Raw genomic sequence first — 18,679 nt, 5'->3', positions numbered from 1 at the left:
CCCTTCTACAATACATCCGCGAAATGGATTTTTAGTTTTCTGAACAATAGAATACCGATGACAAACAGGATTGCTGTCACTGCCCAGAAATAAAGCGTCAAGCTTGGATATTCCCAAAAACCGATTTTATCGATTAAGGTTGTCCGATACCCATTTACCACGTAATACATAGGGTTCAGTTTTACAAGAGAAGCAACCAAACCGTTTTCTGCCAATCCTAAATCAGGAAAATCCCACATAATCGGTGTCATCCAAATTCCAACTTGCAGTACAATATTGATAATTTGTGTCAAATCTCGGAAAAACACAACGATTGAACTGGTAATATAGGAGACAGCCAACATAAAGCAGAACATACAGAAGCTATAATAAATTACTTGAAGATAGTAAAAGTCTACCTGCATGCCATAGAATACATATAGAAGTAAAACGAACACTAAAAAGAAAACATGAACAAAAAAGGCCGACAGTATTTTAACCATTGGTAGAATACTGATTTTGAACACAACTTTTTTGACCAGGTAATTATATTCTAGAAAGGTACTCGTCCCTGAGACAAGACCATCTTGAAGGAAAAACCATGGAACTAACCCGGTAACCAGCCATAAAACATAGGGTGCCCCTCGATCTGTTCCATTTTGGAAAATATTCCCAAATACAAACCAGTAGACAAAAATTGTAACAATTGGCTGGATAAATGCCCAAAAAATACCTAAATAGGAGCCAGCATATTTCGTTTTAAAATCATTTTTTGCAAGCGACAGAACCAATTTTCTATTCTGATATAATTCGGTTGGTAAACTCATCAACTTTTTCAACATATAATCATTCAATCTCCTACACTGCGTTCTTTTATTTATATTTCATCCATTAAAACATCAATGAATTATATCACTTATTTTAGAAGCAAGCAATTTTCTCTCAAATCCGTAAATAAATTTTTAACATTTTCCTTCCTATAAATAGCCGAAAAAAAAGTAATCTATAGCAAGAACCTTGTCAGCTGCCTTCTTAAAAAAAACCGTGACAGTTGGTTCCCTGACAGAAAAAATACTTCAGAAAGCCTGATGGGCTGTCTGAAGTATTTCTTATCATTTGCCGTTAAAAGGTATCGGCGATTAAAACTAGTTCGTCACGTTCACTGACGGTGCTCCAGCAACCTTCGTAATACCGTTTCCGGCATAAAGATATACATGAATATTGTAGTTTCCTGTATTGTTGCCGTGCTTACTTATATTTACAGTAACCTTATACGTACCATCTGACTGCTTCACAGCATCATACCATTGAATATCTGATTGGTCGCTCTTACTCCAAACTGGTACTCGAACCTTGCTGATACCGGATTTACTGCTGCCATTGACTGTGACAGTAAATGATTTACTTGTTTTATCATACGCACTCACAGACGTCGTGATTGTCGGATCAGTTACAGTGAAGGTTGAAGCTGTTACAATCTTCTTCGTACCATTGGATAACGTTGCATACGCATGAATCGAATACACACCGGCATCCTTATGCTTCGCAATACTTATATCAAAGCTATACGTGCCATCGCTGTTTTTCTTCGCTGAATACCATTGAATGTCGTCCTGACCATTTTTCTGACTCCACACGGCGAACTGGACTTCTTTCGGTGTACCATAAATGCCCATATCGGCATTTAGTTTTGCTGTATAAGTTGTCTCTGTGCTGTTCGGGATCACGTTCAGGGTTCCTGTGATTGCCGGCGCAGTTACATTCAGAGAAGCCATCCCAACCACTCGCGTTAAGCTGTTATTGGTTCTGACATAGGCATGAGCCTGATAGCTTCCTGCATTATATTGGTGATCCTTGATATTTACAGTGACCTTGTAGGTACCATCTGATTGTTTAGCAGCGCGATACCATTTAATATCTGATTGATTACTCTTACTCCAAACAGGTACATCTACTTCTTTGATTCCTGCCGGCGCAGAAGCTGTAACAATGATATCAAAGGTGCCTTTATTTTGAACATAGTTTGCAGAGGTTACCGAAGCAGTTGGTGTGCTCACCGTAAAGCTGTCTGCAGAGGCCCATTTCAAAAGTCCTGCTGATGATACAACATACGTGTGGACTGTGTATGCTCCCGCTGTCTTATGCTTGTTAATATCAATTGTCGCTTCGTATTTTCCATTAGTGAGTTTCGCTGTATACCACTGAATATCATCCTGACCACCGGCGACACTCCACACAGCATATCTTACTTCCTTGATTGAACCAAGAGAACCCGGAGAAACAGTGGAAGAAGCAAGGTAAGTTGTTTCTGTTTTCTTAGTATCCGTAAAGGTTACAGATGCGCTTGGACCATTAACTTCTACTTGCTGATCTAAGGCAACACCTCTGCTTAATCCATTTCCAGCATAAGCAAACGAATGGACAAAGTATTTGCCAGAGTTATATTTATGATTTTTTACATCCACAACCACTTTATACGAACCGTCTGATTGCCTGATTGCATCGTACCAATAGATATCTCCTTGGTTGCTTTCACTCCAAGCAGCGACACGTACTTTGCTGGTTCCAGACACATGATTCGCTGTAACCGTCACATCAAAGGTTCCTTTTTCTTTACTGTAGTTACTGATTGCAGCTGTCATATCTATCGGAGAAACACTAAAACTTCCCGCACTTAGATACATTCTTGCTGATGAATAAGGAAGCATTTGAACATAAGCATGAGTCGTGTACCCACCAGTAGAATTGTGCTTCGAAATGTCAATGTCCGCACTCCAAGTACCGTCACTATTTCGTGTTCCTTCATACCAGATGATATCATCCTGACCGTTTGCATTTGACCAAGTCGGGAACATGACACGATAAGGGGCATAGCCGCCAGCTTCTACTGTTGCGGTTGCTTTAAATGTTGTTTCTTTACTTGTAGGATCAGTAATTGATAAGGAGCCTGTTACCGGAATACTTTCATCCCATCGATCTCCTGCATCTCCTGTGAAAAGTCCGGTATAATCCGTGTTCACATCAAATGGATGAGAAATACCGGGGAAATAGAAATTGGAAGACCATTGCCAAGAGGAATAATCACTATTCCAATTTTGTGACGCTGTTGGTGTATACGGATATTGTGCTACCCAGGTTACATTTTTTCCAAATGTACTGGTGCTGAACACACCACCGTCCACGTCCAGCCAGCTTCTTGATAGATAGTAGGCAACGGTATTGTAGCCCGAGCTGTTCAATTGCTGTTTGAAGGCTAACGTATTGTTGTTCAACGCAGAGGTTCTCATTGCGGTTTCTTCAATATCATTAACCATTACTGTATCTTTAGCAAGAGACAATGACGCCGCTTTACTTGCAAAATAGGCTGCCTCTGCTCTTGCTCCATCAGCAGATGTATAGTGACTGTAGTGATAAACAGACACCTTCAATCCGGCAGCTTTCGCATTTGCTATTTGTGATTGTGCATAGGGATTAAAATAAGTTGTACCCTCAGTTAGTTTAACCACCACACCGCCAACGCCATATGTTTTCATCATCTGGTACTGACTGGTTGTGATTGTTCCATTATGAGAAGAAACATCGATAAAGCTCAAGGTTGGTCGATTTGTTTCTCCTGCCGTTACCTTGTCAATTGTTGCTCTTGCCAAGCTTCTGCTGGCAACAGCTAAATCGGAGCGGCTGGATGGTGCAGGCTCTGTGTATTCATCGTTTCCTTCCACTTCATCTGTTGCTTCATCCGATTCAACAGTCTCTTCAGAAGCTGTATCCTCGGTTTCTGCCATCGTTTCCTCTGTCTGCGTAGTTGTTGAAGTAGACGGTTCTGTCAATCCTAGGTCTTCGTTTTGCTGAGCACCTGTGATTCCTTCCACTTGTTCACTTGAATCCTGAACAGCATTTTCCTGTTCAGCATAGACTGTCATCAGTGGCGCCATGCTATTTAATGTTAGACCGGCACCCACTAAAACAGAGAAAAGATTCTTTTTTTTCATTTTGTTCCTCCTGATATTGTCTGACTTGCAAAAGCAACGCTTCTACAATCATTTTTATTCCCAATACTTCACTTTTTCATATCCTTAAGAACGGTTATTTTCTAGCTTCCAATAATATATTCGGCTTCTGCAGCTTAAACAAATGACAATGTGACAAAGTTTTTATAGACTAAGTAATTGATAAGGATATAGACTATGCCTAAAATAAAATATACTAACATTCTTTTTTCAGGTTTAATCAGTCCATCAACATAGTAAGAAAAACCGGCTACAACAATGACCATCAACGGGGAAACAATCGCCATGATGTATCTTCCCTGTGCCTGATAATCAATGTATAAAACATAGTAAAGGTGCAAAATAACTGTTGTAACACATGCGGCAATCACAAAGAAAACCAGCCATCTCTTTTTCCATTTTACATCAGCTGACTCTTCCAGTGCCGTCCTGTTTTTTACAGAACGAAGAATGAAGCCCACGATGCCTAAACCAAATATCCACATATAAAATAAATAGTAGCCCATCGTCATAGGAAAGGCCATATAACCGAACAAACCTACAAAGGAACGAAAAACCGTACCAATAAAATCCTTGTTTCTAATTAGCTCAAACCAATTGCCTGCAAAGGGAACCTGTAATACAGCGCCGCCTTCATCTAGCCAACGTGTATATTCTTTGTTGAACACGGTCAATCCTAAAATATCTTTATGAAGAATATAGTTTCTGATAAAGAATGGGAAAATGACTACTGCGCAAATAACAAAAACTAACAAAAAGTTTTTATAGAAGTCTTTCTTTTGAGTGATACCATTCTTTATATTCATGATATTGACAATAACAAAGAATAATCCGCCAAATAGTATAAAGCCATACGAATTGGAATAGCCCAGTCCGCAGACAATAACACCTGCTGAAAAAATTAGACTGTGCTTGTAGTTCCATGCTTCGTCATAAGCAGCAATCATTGCATATACAATCATGCTTGCTCCTGCAACGGCAATAATATCATTATTCACGTAACATGATAAAAATGTATACTGCGGTAAAAATCCGAGAGCAACCATACTTAGTAGACTGACTGCCTTTTTCCCGGTTAATTTATACACACTTTTTCCGGTAAATAGAACACCTAATGCGCCAAACAAAACACTTGCACCTCTTGCTGCCACCAACAATGAATGATCTGTTGAATAAAATAAATTCATCACATGCATGAAAAACGCACTTATGATAGCACCCAGCATTTGTGGATAAAAAGCATAAGACCAGTTACCGACTGTATGGATGACCTCCGGTTCATACCCTGTTGGTAATGACCAGTTATTATATATGTACGCCGGGATTTGATAACGCATGTATTCATCCGGACCTTGATTGAACGGTAGTTTATATGCCCAAAAAGCAAACCACACGCACATCATCAAGACTAACCCCAATTGTATAGTAAAAAATTTTCCTTTGCCTTCGAAATAGGAATGAGTATTCGTTCTTTTCCTTCTCGATGCATCAGAGACAGAGTTCTCCATTAACATATTCTCCCTTCCAAATAAACACTTCATCAAGCCCGCTTCACTAAATCGACAAAGCAAGCAGATGCTCCGATTCTCTCGCTTCCCAAAAGCGCTTCATAAAACAGAGCATCAATGATTCTCTACCATCTATCTATTAAGCTGCGCCTATTTCTCAAGCAGCAGATGTCTTGCGACAAAGTTAAAGACCATTGTTACAGCTGTTGCTAGGAATTTCGCCAACATATAATAGACATGCAGCCATTCTATTCCAACATACATTACCGCTTGATTAATCAATAAGCCAATAACCGACGTTACCAGAAAAATCACCATCTGCTTTTTCACTGACAGTCCTTCTTTTGCAACGAATACATATTTCATGCTGGCTATATAATTGAAAATCAAGGACAATGAGAACGCGATTGTTGTAGCAATATATACATCAACGCCCAATACAGATTTCAAAAGAAACAGACTGGCGAAATCGATTGCTGTAGCAATAATTCCAACTATCCCAAATCCTATTATTTTATTTAACATAGATATAACGATTTCCTTTCAAAAGAATCCTCTTAAAGAGAGAGCAGCAGATAGAAAGCATTCTGTATGAAACAGCTTCACAGCTCAACCTTTTATCTGCACTCTTTCATTTTTCAGTAGTAAATCCTAGTCTAAACTTGCCAGCATTTGTTTTAAAGCATCCTGCCAAGTTGGAATCACAAAGCCTAATGCCTCCGCCTTGCTTAAGTCCATCACAGAGTACTGAGGGCGTTTCGCCTTTTGTGGAAATTGTGTGGAATCTACAGGTAGCACTTCCACCGCTGTATCCTTCAAAATTTCTTTCGCAAATTCATACCAGCTGCAGCTATTTTCATTAGACAGATGATAAACACCGTATGGCGCATTCTCTTTTACTACAAACAGCATGAACTCCGCCAGTGTTCTTGTCCAAGTTGGACGACCAAACTGATCATTTACAACAGTCAGCTGATCTCTTGTTTCTGCCAGCTTCTGCATCGTGAAGACAAAGTTATGACCATACTTTCCGAATACCCAAGAAGTTCGAACAATATAGTACTTACTCATGGTTTCTTCCACAATCTGTTCGCCGAGCAATTTTGTACGGCCGTATTCATTTTGCGGATTTGTCTGATCATCCGTTTGATAGACACCATCCTTTTTCGTGCCATCGAAAATATAATCTGTGCTGATATAAATCAACGTTGCGCCAATTGCCTCAGCTGCAGCCGCAACATTTCGCGTACCATCAACATTGATTTTTTCATCTAATTCTTTGCCTTCATCCTCCGCTTTATCAACAGCAGTATAGGCTGCACAATGATAGATAACTTCCGGCTTAAGCCCAGCAATAAAGGCTTTTGTCGCTTCCGGGTTGGTAATATCCATCTCTGCGGCATCCGTCGAAACATAAGACAAGCCCTGCTCATCCAATAAATGGCGCAATTCTGTTCCCAATTGTCCATTTCCACCTGTAATTAAAATCATGCTATTCTCTCCTTCACCTTTGATACGCCATCCTTAACTCACAGATGGTTCAATGCTCTTACTGCACCCTATCTTGATGTAACACTCCTCAACATAGAATTTCCAGTCATTCACTACTAAAATAGGTAGAGACAGAAGTCTGCTGCGTTAAGCGATTCATGTGAAACAACTATGTCTGTTAATCAAGCTCATTTTCTAAGTTGATTAGCACTGCCATATTCGTTTGTCACTTGCTCCCCCTCTTATCGACACAAGAAAACTTTCAACTTACTGTCGATAACGCTACCTCTGTCTCGTTGTCTATTTCCAATTAATCCACTAAGCAACTGTCTATCCTGATTGAAGGATAAACAGTGATAAGCCTGTGATGGTTGTGTCAGTCAAAGATTACTGTCCACTTTTCGCGTAGTTTGCTTCAACAGCTTCTTTTTCTGCTTTCCACCAGTTTTCATTTTCTGTATACCATTTGATTGTATCAGCCAATCCTGTACGGAAATCTGTAAATTCAGGTGTCCATCCAAGCTCTTCACGTAATTTTGCTGAATCAATCGCATAGCGCAAATCATGTCCGGTACGATCATTTACGTGGTCATAAGCATCCTTAGGCTGTCCCATTAATTCTAAAATCAGCTCAATAACGGTTTTGTTGTCTTCTTCGCCATCTGCACCAATTAAATAAGTTTCCCCAATACGGCCTTTTGTCAAAATTGCCCATACAGCTGATGAATGATCATTTGTATGAATCCAGTCACGAACATTTTTGCCGGCTCCATATAGCTTAGGTCTGATTCCACTCAGGATATTTGTAATCTGGCGTGGAATGAACTTTTCAATGTGCTGGTAAGGTCCATAATTGTTTGAACAATTAGAGATTGTTGCCTGCAAGTCAAACGAACGAACCCACGCCTTTACTAAAAGGTCTGATCCAGCTTTCGTTGATGAATATGGACTTGATGGATTATACGGCGTTTCTGCTGTAAATTTCTCTCCCGGTCCTTCGCCATGCTCCGGAAGGTCCTCACGAAGCGGCAAGTCTCCATATACTTCATCTGTTGAAACATGGTGATAGCGAACGTTATGCTTGCGGCAAGCTTCAATCAATGTATAAGTACCAATGATATTGGTTTGCACGAATGGGAACGGATCATTCAGTGAGTTGTCATTATGAGACTCGGCAGCATAATGAACGACAGCATCTGTATCCTTCACCAGACGGTCAACCAATTCTGCATCGGCAATATCACCAATGACAAGCTCTACTCTGTCAGCAGGTAAGCCGGCAAGATTTTCCTTATTTCCCGCATAGGTCAGTTTATCTAATACTGTTACATGTACTTCCGGATGGTTGTTCACAACGTAGTGGACAAAGTTAGAGCCAATAAAGCCAGCTCCTCCGGTAACAATAATGTTTTTCATTATTATGTTCTCTCCTTACTATTCAATCGCTCATTTTGGTGAATCGATTATATCCGTTACTCAGCAAAAAAAGCGCGATGTAGTTCTTTAGATTTCACCATAAACAAATGGATTTACCGCTTCAAACTCTTTTAGCGTCGGATGCTTTTGATCCTTCTCAGAGGTGATGGCCTTTTTGATATCAATTGGCCAATCAATTGCCAACTCAGGATCATCAAATGCAATTCCTCCGTCAGCCTCAGCATTATAGTAATTATCGCACTTGTAAAGGAAATTCACATCAGGGGTCAAGGTAACAAAGCCATGAGCATACCCTTTCGGAACCAATAATTGACGATGATTATGCTCAGAAAGAATGTAGCCTTCCCATTCGCCATAGGTTGGACTCCCTTTTCTGATATCTACGATAACGTCTAATACCGCTCCTGTTACTACACGAATCAGCTTTGTTTGAGCTGCTTCTCCTTTTTGAAAGTGCAAGCCTCTCAAAACTCCAGCTTCGCTGGAAAGAGAATGGTTGTCCTGAACAAAATCAAAATCCAAGCCATGGGCTGCAAATTTTTCCTTTGAGTAGCTTTCAGTAAAAAAGCCGCGATGGTCGCCAAAGACATCCATTTCAATAATCTTTACATCGGTTAATTTCGTTTCGATTACTTTCATATCCTATTATGCTCCTGTCCTGTTAAGCTTCTGCTAATCTTAATAAATACTGACCGTACCCATTTTTCTTCAACGGCTGAGCCAGTTCAACCAACTGTTCTTTTGTAATATAGCCCATACGGTACGCAATTTCTTCCAAGCAGGCAACTTTCAGGTTTTGGCGTTTTTCAATTGTTTCAATAAAAGTAGAAGCTTCCAGCAATGATTCATGAGTACCAGTATCTAACCAGGCAAATCCTCTTCCCATCACTTCCACAGATAGTTTATTTCTTTCAAGATACACTTTATTTACATCGGTAATTTCAAGCTCTCCACGATCAGATGGCTTAATGTTTTTGGCGATATCAACGACATCGTTATCATAGAAATACAAGCCGGTCACCGCATAGTTGGATTTTGGCTTTTCAGGCTTTTCTTCAATAGAAAGAGCAGTCATATTGTCATCAAACTCCACAACACCAAAACGCTCCGGATCATTCACATGATAGCCAAACACTGTTGCTCCGCTTTCTTTAGCAGCAGCTCTTTGCAGCATTTTAGATAATCCGCCGCCATAATAGATATTATCTCCAAGTACAAGACACACGCTGTCGTCACCGATAAATGATTCACCGATAATAAACGCCTGAGCCAATCCATCCGGACTCTCCTGAACAGCATATTCAATATGGATGCCTAAATCTGAGCCATCACCAAAAAGGTTTTCGAATCTTGGTGTGTCTTCCGGTGTGGAAATGATCAGAATCTCCTTGATACCTGCCAACATCAATGTTGACATTGGGTAGTAAATCATTGGTTTGTCATAAACTGGCATCAATTGTTTAGATGTCGCCTTTGTTAACGGATATAGTCTTGTTCCGCTTCCTCCGGCTAAGATAATTCCTTTCATGGAAAAACTCCTTCATAATTTAATATTTAGTCTTTCTTCTACAGTATACCATCGTACATTATCTCATTATCCTAGAAGCTTGTCATGTATTTTCACAATTTATTACGAAATTGTAAAAAAACTATCTTTTTAAGATTTTTCTTTTGAAAAGAAGATACAGTAGCGTGGTACGCCAGTTTAATTGTTGAAGTAAGCTGGCGCTTGTTGCAATTTCACTGACATTCTCATCATGTCTGCGGTAATACGTTAACGGCTTTTGCAAAAAGCCTGTCTCACCAAGCAGGCCAATCCACATGTCATGCATTGGAACATTGTGAGGAATAGGTAGTATTCGTTCCTTCATTCGCTTTCTAAAGCACATTCCAGCTCCGATATATCCGTTTTTCAAAACATTGGCAAAAAAGCCAGTCTTTACTTTCCGATACTCAAAGTAAGAGGACGTAATCGGCTCCAGCTTTTCATTCACAATAATTAGGTCACTCACCACCACATCCAGAGCCAAATGTGCATTGAAAAAGGCCACTGTCTCTGATACTTTTTCAGGAAGCCAGACATCATCCTGATCCGCAAGAAAAATAAAGTCTCCCTGTGCTTCCGTAATTGCCTGTTCAAAATTTGCAATAACCCCATTTCGAGGACCTTCTATTAATCGAACACGCGAGTCTTTTCCAGCGTACTCTTCTAGGATTTCAAGCGTTCCATCCACAGAGCCGTCATCTGATACAATGACTTCATCTTCCTCTGCCAACTGAATCAAAATACTATCCAGTTGCTGAGCAATATATTTTTCTCCATTATACGCCGCTACACATACTGAAATCATTGTCCTTCCCTCGCTAACAGACGATACTCTTGCCAAGTACGCCGCCATATTTTTCTATTTTTCACTGTAAGAAACTGCTTAACCATTCGTTTTAGCAAATGCTTTTCATGAACAGTGAGCATAGCTGTATCATAGTTTTGATAAAAACGTCGCTCTGCGGTGATAATCGATTCGTATCGAGTTAGACTGACCTGACTGTAATCCAATACAGAAAGATCATGCGCCAAGGTCACATCCAATACCTCAATTTCCTGTTTCTCCTGATACAGCTTCCAAAACAGCCAGTGATCCAGAAAATCTAACGGAAACTCTTCATTAAATCGTTCAATTGCAGCCAGACCGGACGCAGTCAAAACAGTTCCTGAATTCACAGCCATCAACCGGTGACTGGTTTTTCCAATCTCAGGAAAACTAAGTCCCCCACCTACATAGTTATCGCTAAAAACCGGTGAAATTTTCTGATTTCCGGAATAAACAAGCGGAACAAACGCGCCAACTGACTCTCCATCCGTTTGCGACGCAATCTTATCTAAATAGGGAAAATCTATCTCTGTATCTTGATCCAGCAGCAGCATGAGCTGTGCAGAAAGTTTTTGGAATAATGACAGTCCTTCGTTATAGGCCGTTGCCAACCCCGGATTGGCAGGGTTATGGATATAATGTACCTGATTATTTTTATAAAGCACATCCCCGTGTTCTTCCGGACTGTTGTCGTAAACTACTACGTGCATATTTTTTCGTTTGCTGACTGCGTAATACAGGGCGTTATAGCTTGGACAGTCACTCAAGCTTTTCTTATACAAAACAAGAACGATTACCAGCCTTTGCTCCATCAGAAAAACCTCCAGCCCCATTTATTGAAAAATTTGTACATTGATTGCATGAAAACCTTGAATGATGAAAAGCTCTTATGGGCAGCCTTCTCATAAATATGGGTGACAGGCTCAAACGGTGTATACAGAATTTTGTAGCCCGCCTGACCAAAACGCAGGCATAAATCGTTGTCCTCGAAATACATGAAGAAGCGCTCATCAAAGCCGCCAATTTCTTTATATTTCTCCACGTCAATCAGCATGAAGCAGCCGGACCCCATCTTAATAAAGCTTGTTTGATCATCCGGTAAGTCTCTGCATTCATAATAGCTCAAGCGTTTATCAAAGAGCCGCTTAACGAAACCAAACGGAACAAAGCGGAGCATATAGTCAAATACATCCAGCTTTTGTCTGACTAAATATTGTGTTGTTCCATCTGTATTCAGCACCTTAGGGCAAACCATAGCCAGCTCTTTATTCTCTTTAATCCGCTCTACCATTTTGTCCAAGGCATCCTTGGTTACAAGGACATCCGGATTGAACACAATGCCATATTTTGTCGATAACTGTTGAAAAATTAGATTGTGCCCGAAACCAAACCCCTTATTTTCCCCATAGTGATGCAGAATAATAAAAGGCTCATAGCTTTTTAACTGTTTTATGTAGTCGTCATCGGAATGATTATCAAAAATATGAATCTCATATTCTGAAGAATCTGCCAACTCAGCTTTAAGATTATCCAGTACTTTGAATATATGTCTGCTGTTATAAGTTACAATAGAAATTGCAATTTTTTCATTCATTTGTTTGGAAACCCCTTAATCATGAAATCCTGTCAATTATTAAAAATATACTAAGAAACCAACAGCTGCAAAAAGCTGCTGAAGCAATGTTGAAATCAACTCGTTCTATTTATTTACCCTAGGTCTATTCTTTGCTATCTATTTCAACTGCCATAAAATAGTTCATGCAGTCTGCACCAAACAAAAAACAGGCCATAAAACACATGAAGACAGAAGCGGCTCTTTCAGAGCTGAACACTCTGTCTCAATCACGCTTCTGCCTTATAAAGTATACCATATGCACCTGATTAACGAAAATCAGCGCTTCTTTTTCTTCGAATGTTTCCCAGCATGTTTGTCCAGCTGCTGCTGACGAAATTCCTTATTACCAAATACTCGTAAAATGTACATCAACGGCTGATGATTTTCGCCAACCAGGCCAATCAATTCAATGAATAGCTCAAGCCCAACCAAGCTGAACACAATCAGCAAAATAGAGGCTAATTGACTGGCATAGCTGAATAGTAAAGCAACAAATGAAAAGACTAGTGCCAAGCCGTAAATCGTCATCACAGCACCTTTGTGGCTGAAGCCAAGAGAAAGCAGTCGATGATGCAAGTGCATCTTATCCGCTGAAGAAATCGGTCGTTTGTTCAGCAGTCGACGAATAATGGCATAGACGGTGTCTGTAATTGGCACACCTAGAATAATCAGCGGTGTAATCACCGAGATAAAGGTTGCATTTTTTAGTCCTTGAAGCGACATTACGGCAATCATGAACCCAAGGAACAATGCGCCTGTATCTCCAAGGAAAATTTTGGCCGGATAAAAATTATAGGGGAAAAACCCAACAATACTTGCTACCAGGATAAAGATAACAATCGGCACGTAGATTGTTTTTGCGTGTAAAAAGAAATACCCTACAAGCCCAATCGTTGTCAAACTGATAATTGAGACGCCGGAAGCCAGACCATCCAGACCATCAATCAGGTTGATTGCATTTGTAATTGCAACAATCCACAGAATCGTCAATGGCAAACTAAACCAGCGCAAATCGATTTGGTTGAAAAATGGCAATGTCACAAAATCAATGCGAATCTCAGCGACAAAGTAAATAACTAACGATGCCAAAATAATTCCCAGTGTCTTCTTTGAAGGAGAAAGCTCCCAAATATCGTCGATCAATCCTGTCGCCACAACAATACCACTGGCAAGAAGAATTGGTCCGATATATTCAAAAGGAATGACGGATTGAAAAATAAACAGGCAAGAGAAGCTGAATGAAAAATAAATGGCCAGCCCACCGGCTGTCGGCATAATCTTTTTATTAATTCTTCGTTCCCCAGGAGCATCGTAAGCGCCAATCCGAAAAGCAAGCAATTTCACGATAGGTGTTATAATCAAGGAAATCATGAATGTCAACAAGAGACGTAGCATGACCTCATAAATAAACATAGACATAAAAAGTCCTACTTTCTTAAGGTTCATCGTATATTATACAGAATCGTTGCCGTTTTACAAGTTTCATCAGAAAGCAGTGAAGTCAATTGATGGCGAAGCTCCTTGCCCCACTATCCTTTTACCATAAAAAAAATTATTTCTTTATCTTGTTTTTTAATTTTCGAAACGTCTGCCGAAACATTCCATGACGGTCTTCGATTTGACCATGAGAGAGATAGTCCTCCACCACTGCGTTAATAATGCCGCCAAGCACAATGATCGTTGAAGCGAAGTTCAACCAAAGCATCAAAACAATAAAGCTTCCAATGATTTGATACCCTGACACTCTTGAACTAAAGTAAGTGACGTAGATACCAAACGCTTGAGACAGCAGCAACCAGCCAACCGTCGCAAAAATAGCTCCCGGAAAAACCGAGCGGCTTTTCAGCTTCACATTAGGAACAACAAAATAAATCAAGCTCAATGCAAGAAACAGTCCTAACGCAGTGACTGGCCATTTCAATGTTTCAAATGTATTCACAAAATCAGTTGGGATATGAACCATCGTTTCTACAAGGTCCATAATATTTTGTCCGACCCCTAAGATTAATACAACACCAACCAGCGCAATTAAAAAAAGGACAATTACAAACAAGGACACCAGACGTACAACAATGAAATTTTTTCTCTGCTCTACACCAAACGCTTTGTTCATCGCTGTTTGTAGGGCATTGATACTCTGACTGGAGCTCCATAGTGTGGCAACTGCGGATATAGAAAGCAAACCGCCTGAGCTTTGTGTCAATAATGATTTAATCGCCGGCTTCAAATCGTTAAAAATCGTCTCAGGAATAATCTCCGCCAAATAAGGCAAGACACTATTAGGATCGATACGTAGATAAGGCAAAACATTCCCTACAGCAATCAATAACGGAAATAATGACAGTAATAAATAATATGCGACGACCACGGAGGTATTCCCTATCTCAGAATCAATCATCCGATCCTGCGTTGTCTGAATAAACCGATGAAGCTTCTGGTTGTTCTTCAATTTATCCAACATTTTTATCTCCCCACTCTCTTGTCGATTCAGTAATGGTCACTATCGAAAAAATCAGGGTCCGGAGCCATCATCATCCAATGATAGACCAGACCCACGCAAACGGATGTAACATTTTCCAACTCTTAATAAGTCAACTCTTCGCCTTGAGAAGTAAGGATTCGCGGACCTTCTTTAGTAATAGCTAAAGTATGTTCAAACTGACAGCTTAAACCGCCATCCTGAGTATATGCAGTCCAACCATTTGGGTCCATTTTCATTCTCCATGTCCCTGTATTTACCATTGGTTCGATGGTGATAACCATCCCTTCCTTTAAGCGAAGTCCTTTACCGGCTTCACCATAGTGAGGAACAGAAGGACTTTCATGAATCGTCGGTCCAATTCCGTGACCTACAAAATCGCGGACAACTGCCAGACCTTCTCCTTCTACGTAAGTTTGAATCGCATGACCAATGTCTCCGATTCGATTACCAACCTGAGCCTGTTCAATCCCTATGTAAAGTGCCTTTTTCGTTACTTCCATCAAGTGATCCAATTCAGGTGTAGATTCTCCAACAACATAAGACCAACAAGAATCCGACATTGCACCTTTCAAATCAATACACATGTCCACCTTGATTAAGTCACCGCTTTTTAAAACTTTTTTTCTTGGAAATCCATGACAAATTTCATCATTGATACTGCAGCAAGTTGCATACTTATAGCCTTCATAACCGATTTGCGCAGCAATACCGCCATTTTTTTCAATAAAGTCTTTCACAAATACTTCAATATCCCAACTGGTAATTCCGGGTTTGATAAAATCTCTCAAATGACGATGAACATCTGCCAATAGTTCTCCGGATTCGTCCATTCTATCAATTTCTCTAGCTGATTTTAGTGTAATCATAGTTAATTCTCGTCTCCTACTTTTAAAAATAATCTATACCATGTGTAAGTTTAGCACAAAATTGGGAAATACGTGAACTTTATGATGAATTTGAAACAATTAATTTGTAACGCTTTTGTAAAAATTAATAAAAGATTTTTTAATCAATTTATGGTACTATTTTAGGGATTGGAGGAGTTTAGCGTTGAGCACCATATTTACTATAATATTCGCATTTTTGCTGATATTCACTACTATTCTATTGTTTAGAAAATTACTATTTGAAGAAAGTAAGGTATCAACTTGGATTTTACATACTTTGGACAACACGTTCATCGTTTGGAGTGTTTCACTGTTCTGTTATACAGTCATTTTTGGTAAAACAACAGCTCTCCTTGCTTCATTAAGTCGATCCCTTTACCTTTTTGTAAGCTTATTCCTGACGGTTGTTTTCTTGTTGGTTATCGCCTATGTTCAATCTGATAAATCAACACTTCCTATAACATTGGAAAAGAAAAAATACATGAAAAAGACAAAAGCAGCAAAATTTCTCATTGGCTTTTATGCTGCAATTATCTTTCTGTCGTTACTGCTTTATACAAGTAGTGCTTGGCTGATTAATGTGTTTGGTCCGGTCAGTATCGATCAGCTGCTTTATACCATGCAGACACTTTCCGGTACGAATACCGATCAAGTATTCACATTTATTGATAAGCCGCTGATTATTTCCGGCGTCTCTACTTACTTATTCGTTCGTCTTGTTCACTTCTTTTCTTCTTATACCTTACGCTTTGGTCGTACAACTGGAAAGAGAGAAGTTGGGAAAGAACGAAAATGGGTCAAAAAATTTCTTGTACCTGCTGCAGTCTTTACTTTATTTGCCGGCTCAGTCTTATTGAGTATCAATAATGTCGGTTTTGCACAAATTAAGCTGTATTTTGAGAAATCAGCGCTTTTCGAAAAAGAATATGTCGATGCAAAGGATGTTTCAATAACCTTTCCTGAACAAAAGCGAAATCTGATTTATATCTTTGTGGAATCATTGGAGGGCAGCTATACAAGTACTGAGCGTGGTGGAACACAGGAGCATGATTTGCTGGAAGAGTTGACTGAGCTGATTGATGAAGGCGGCATCAACTTCTCTAACACCGATCAAGTCGGTGGTGCATATCAAGTACCGGGAACTGACTACACGGCTGCCGGTATCGTTTCTCAAACATCAGGGGTCCCTCTTAAGGCACCTACTTCTGATAAAAATAATTTTGGGGATCAAGATTCCTACAGTGACGGTGAATCATTTCTTCCGGGAATCACCTCATTAGGTGATATCCTTAATGAACAAGGATACAATCAAACATTTGTCATGGGATCGGATGCAAGCTTTGGCGGTCGCAGAACTTATCTTGAACAGCATGGTAATTACAATATTCTTGATTATCCAAAATCAATTGAGCTTGGCCTCTTACCAGTTGGCTATGCAAAATGGTGGGGCTTCGAGGATGAAAAACTATTTACCTTTGCTAAAGATGAAGCAACCAAGCTCTCTGAACAGGGAGCACCGTTCAACCTGACAATGCTGACAGCAGATACTCATTTTCCAGACGGCTTTGTTGAGAACAAGCCAACACCATATGACAGTCAGTATGCAAATGTTATTTCTTATACTAGTAAACAAGTTGCTGATTTTGTTAATTGGTGTAAAGAGCAGCCGTTCTATGAAAATACGACGATTGTTATCACCGGAGACCATTTAACGATGGATCAGAAATTTACTGAAGAATACCTGAATGGGTATGCACGTACCATCTTTAATCTTTATGTCAATTCTCCGATTGAGGCTGAGGAAAGCAGACGCACCAATCGAGAATTCGCCAGCTTTGACCTATTTCCAACAACATTGGCCAGCCTTGGTGCCAATATACTTGGAGAACGTCTTGGAATCGGAACGAATCTGTTTTCAGATAGAGAGACTGTTGTTGAAACGAATACATTACAAAGCGTTCGTGATCAGCTTTCACAACAATCAGATTTCTATAATGACCACATTTTGAATTTCGATCCAAATGATTATAAGTCTAAAAAAGAGGCGGAAAATTCCTCGACCAGCAGTGCTGAGAGCTCCGAAGCGACGGAAGAAGTTTCCGCCGAAGCAAATAAAGCGGAAGAAGCCAGCTCTGAGTCAGTTGTCGAGACAAACGAAACCACTGTTACAGATGGCGCAATTAACTAATCAACAAAACACAGGAAATCTTATAATGATTTCCTGTGTTTTTTATCTGTACCTAATTAGCAAAAACATACCTTACAAAAGCATACTTTATGTAAATAAATTTTTACTGAATTTTCATCTGAAAATAGTTGGTAACTAAGCGTTTCTCCCACTATTGATTCATAACTAAACCTCTACAAACAGTTTTTCCAATTTACATCTTGAATGCCTTTCTGTTATAATCAACACTGTACTAATTTTAAGGAGGAGCAAAATGACCTTAGCTAAAATCGTTTATGCAAGTATGACTGGAAATACAGAAGAAATTGCTGATATCGTAGCAGAAGCATTTGAAAATTTAAATATTGATGTAGAAATCGATGAGTGCACTCAAGTGGACGCAGAAGATTTTACTGCGGCAGATATCTGTGTTGTTGCGACATATACTTATGGAGACGGCGAGCTGCCTGATGAAATCGTTGACTTTTATGAAGATTTACAGGAAGTAGACCTAAAGGGAAAAATTTACGGTGTCTGCGGTTCAGGTGATACATTCTATGAAGAATTCTGTAAATCAATTGATGATTTTGATGCTGTCTTTGCCAAAATCGGTGCGGTAAAAGGAGCTGACAGTGTAAAAGTCGACTTAGCTGCCGAAGAAGAAGATATCCAAAATCTAGAAGCTTTTGCTAAAAAACTAGTTGAAGCAGCTTCTTAATTTTTATTAAGCTATA

Annotated in this window: 16 protein-coding genes; 2 read left to right on the top strand and 14 right to left on the bottom strand. The window is 39.7% G+C overall.

The window, feature by feature from the left end:
• Nucleotides 1-5: 5 nt before the first annotated feature.
• From IW510_RS02150 to map, 14 genes are all read right to left on the bottom strand, one after another.
• Nucleotides 6-821: an ABC transporter permease gene (locus tag IW510_RS02150; protein WP_202056325.1), complete on the bottom strand. Its 816-nt coding sequence runs from the start codon at nt 819-821 to the stop codon at nt 6-8.
• Between the two features lie 303 nt (nt 822-1,124).
• Nucleotides 1,125-3,968, bottom strand: a complete 2,844-nt coding sequence (locus IW510_RS02145; protein ID WP_202056322.1) for a GBS Bsp-like repeat-containing protein — start codon at nt 3,966-3,968, stop codon at nt 1,125-1,127.
• Nucleotides 3,969-4,102: 134 nt separating this feature from the next.
• Nucleotides 4,103-5,494, bottom strand: a complete 1,392-nt coding sequence (locus IW510_RS02140) for a phospholipid carrier-dependent glycosyltransferase (protein ID WP_202056313.1) — start codon at nt 5,492-5,494, stop codon at nt 4,103-4,105.
• Between the two features lie 150 nt (nt 5,495-5,644).
• Nucleotides 5,645-6,019 (bottom strand): GtrA family protein, encoded by a 375-nt coding sequence (locus tag IW510_RS02135; protein WP_202056308.1) that lies wholly within the window; start codon nt 6,017-6,019, stop codon nt 5,645-5,647.
• A gap of 126 nt (nt 6,020-6,145) precedes the next feature.
• The gene (gene rfbD / locus IW510_RS02130; RefSeq protein ID WP_202056307.1) at nt 6,146-6,985 is read right to left on the bottom strand and encodes a dTDP-4-dehydrorhamnose reductase; all 840 of its coding nucleotides are present in this window, start codon (nt 6,983-6,985) and stop codon (nt 6,146-6,148) included.
• 387 nt (nt 6,986-7,372) lie between these two features.
• Complete coding sequence (gene rfbB, locus IW510_RS02125; RefSeq protein WP_202056305.1) at nt 7,373-8,401, bottom strand: dTDP-glucose 4,6-dehydratase; 1,029 nt, start codon at nt 8,399-8,401, stop codon at nt 7,373-7,375.
• 87 nt (nt 8,402-8,488) lie between these two features.
• Nucleotides 8,489-9,061 (bottom strand): dTDP-4-dehydrorhamnose 3,5-epimerase, encoded by a 573-nt coding sequence (gene rfbC / locus IW510_RS02120; protein ID WP_202056302.1) that lies wholly within the window; start codon nt 9,059-9,061, stop codon nt 8,489-8,491.
• A gap of 22 nt (nt 9,062-9,083) precedes the next feature.
• Nucleotides 9,084-9,950, bottom strand: a complete 867-nt coding sequence (gene rfbA, locus IW510_RS02115) for a glucose-1-phosphate thymidylyltransferase RfbA (RefSeq protein WP_202056300.1) — start codon at nt 9,948-9,950, stop codon at nt 9,084-9,086.
• 121 nt (nt 9,951-10,071) lie between these two features.
• A complete protein-coding gene (locus IW510_RS02110; RefSeq protein ID WP_202056294.1) occupies nt 10,072-10,773 on the bottom strand; it encodes a glycosyltransferase family 2 protein in 702 nt (233 codons plus the stop codon).
• On the bottom strand, nt 10,770-11,606 hold the full coding sequence (locus IW510_RS02105) for a glycosyltransferase (protein WP_202056293.1): 837 nt from the start codon (nt 11,604-11,606) through the stop codon (nt 10,770-10,772). Before IW510_RS02105 ends, IW510_RS02110 begins: the two co-directional genes overlap by 4 nt.
• Nucleotides 11,606-12,388: a glycosyltransferase family 2 protein gene (locus tag IW510_RS02100; protein WP_202056289.1), complete on the bottom strand. Its 783-nt coding sequence runs from the start codon at nt 12,386-12,388 to the stop codon at nt 11,606-11,608. The genes IW510_RS02105 and IW510_RS02100 overlap by 1 nt, the downstream gene beginning before the upstream one ends.
• Nucleotides 12,389-12,685: 297 nt before the next feature.
• Nucleotides 12,686-13,828 carry a glycosyltransferase family 4 protein gene (locus IW510_RS02095; protein ID WP_202056287.1) on the bottom strand — a complete coding sequence of 381 codons (1,143 nt, stop codon included), beginning with the start codon at nt 13,826-13,828 and terminating at the stop codon, nt 12,686-12,688.
• A gap of 133 nt (nt 13,829-13,961) precedes the next feature.
• The gene (locus IW510_RS02090) at nt 13,962-14,876 is read right to left on the bottom strand and encodes a YihY/virulence factor BrkB family protein (protein ID WP_202056604.1); all 915 of its coding nucleotides are present in this window, start codon (nt 14,874-14,876) and stop codon (nt 13,962-13,964) included.
• A 116-nt stretch (nt 14,877-14,992) separates the two neighbouring features.
• Complete coding sequence (gene map / locus IW510_RS02085) at nt 14,993-15,757, bottom strand: type I methionyl aminopeptidase (protein ID WP_202056286.1); 765 nt, start codon at nt 15,755-15,757, stop codon at nt 14,993-14,995.
• Between the two features lie 184 nt (nt 15,758-15,941).
• Here map and IW510_RS02080 point away from each other — a divergent pair, with 184 nt between their 5' ends.
• Complete coding sequence (locus tag IW510_RS02080) at nt 15,942-17,966, top strand: alkaline phosphatase family protein (RefSeq protein WP_202056281.1); 2,025 nt, start codon at nt 15,942-15,944, stop codon at nt 17,964-17,966.
• A 253-nt stretch (nt 17,967-18,219) separates the two neighbouring features.
• Entirely contained in the window at nt 18,220-18,663 is a 444-nt protein-coding gene (locus IW510_RS02075; RefSeq protein WP_202056276.1) for a flavodoxin, read from the top strand.
• Nucleotides 18,664-18,679 lie beyond the last annotated feature (16 nt).

This window comes from Enterococcus sp. BWR-S5, assembly GCF_016745255.1.
Lineage (GTDB): Bacteria > Bacillota > Bacilli > Lactobacillales > Enterococcaceae > Enterococcus_L.
Note: the sequence above shows the minus strand (reverse complement) of the source record. Positions and strands in the feature narration are given on the sequence as shown.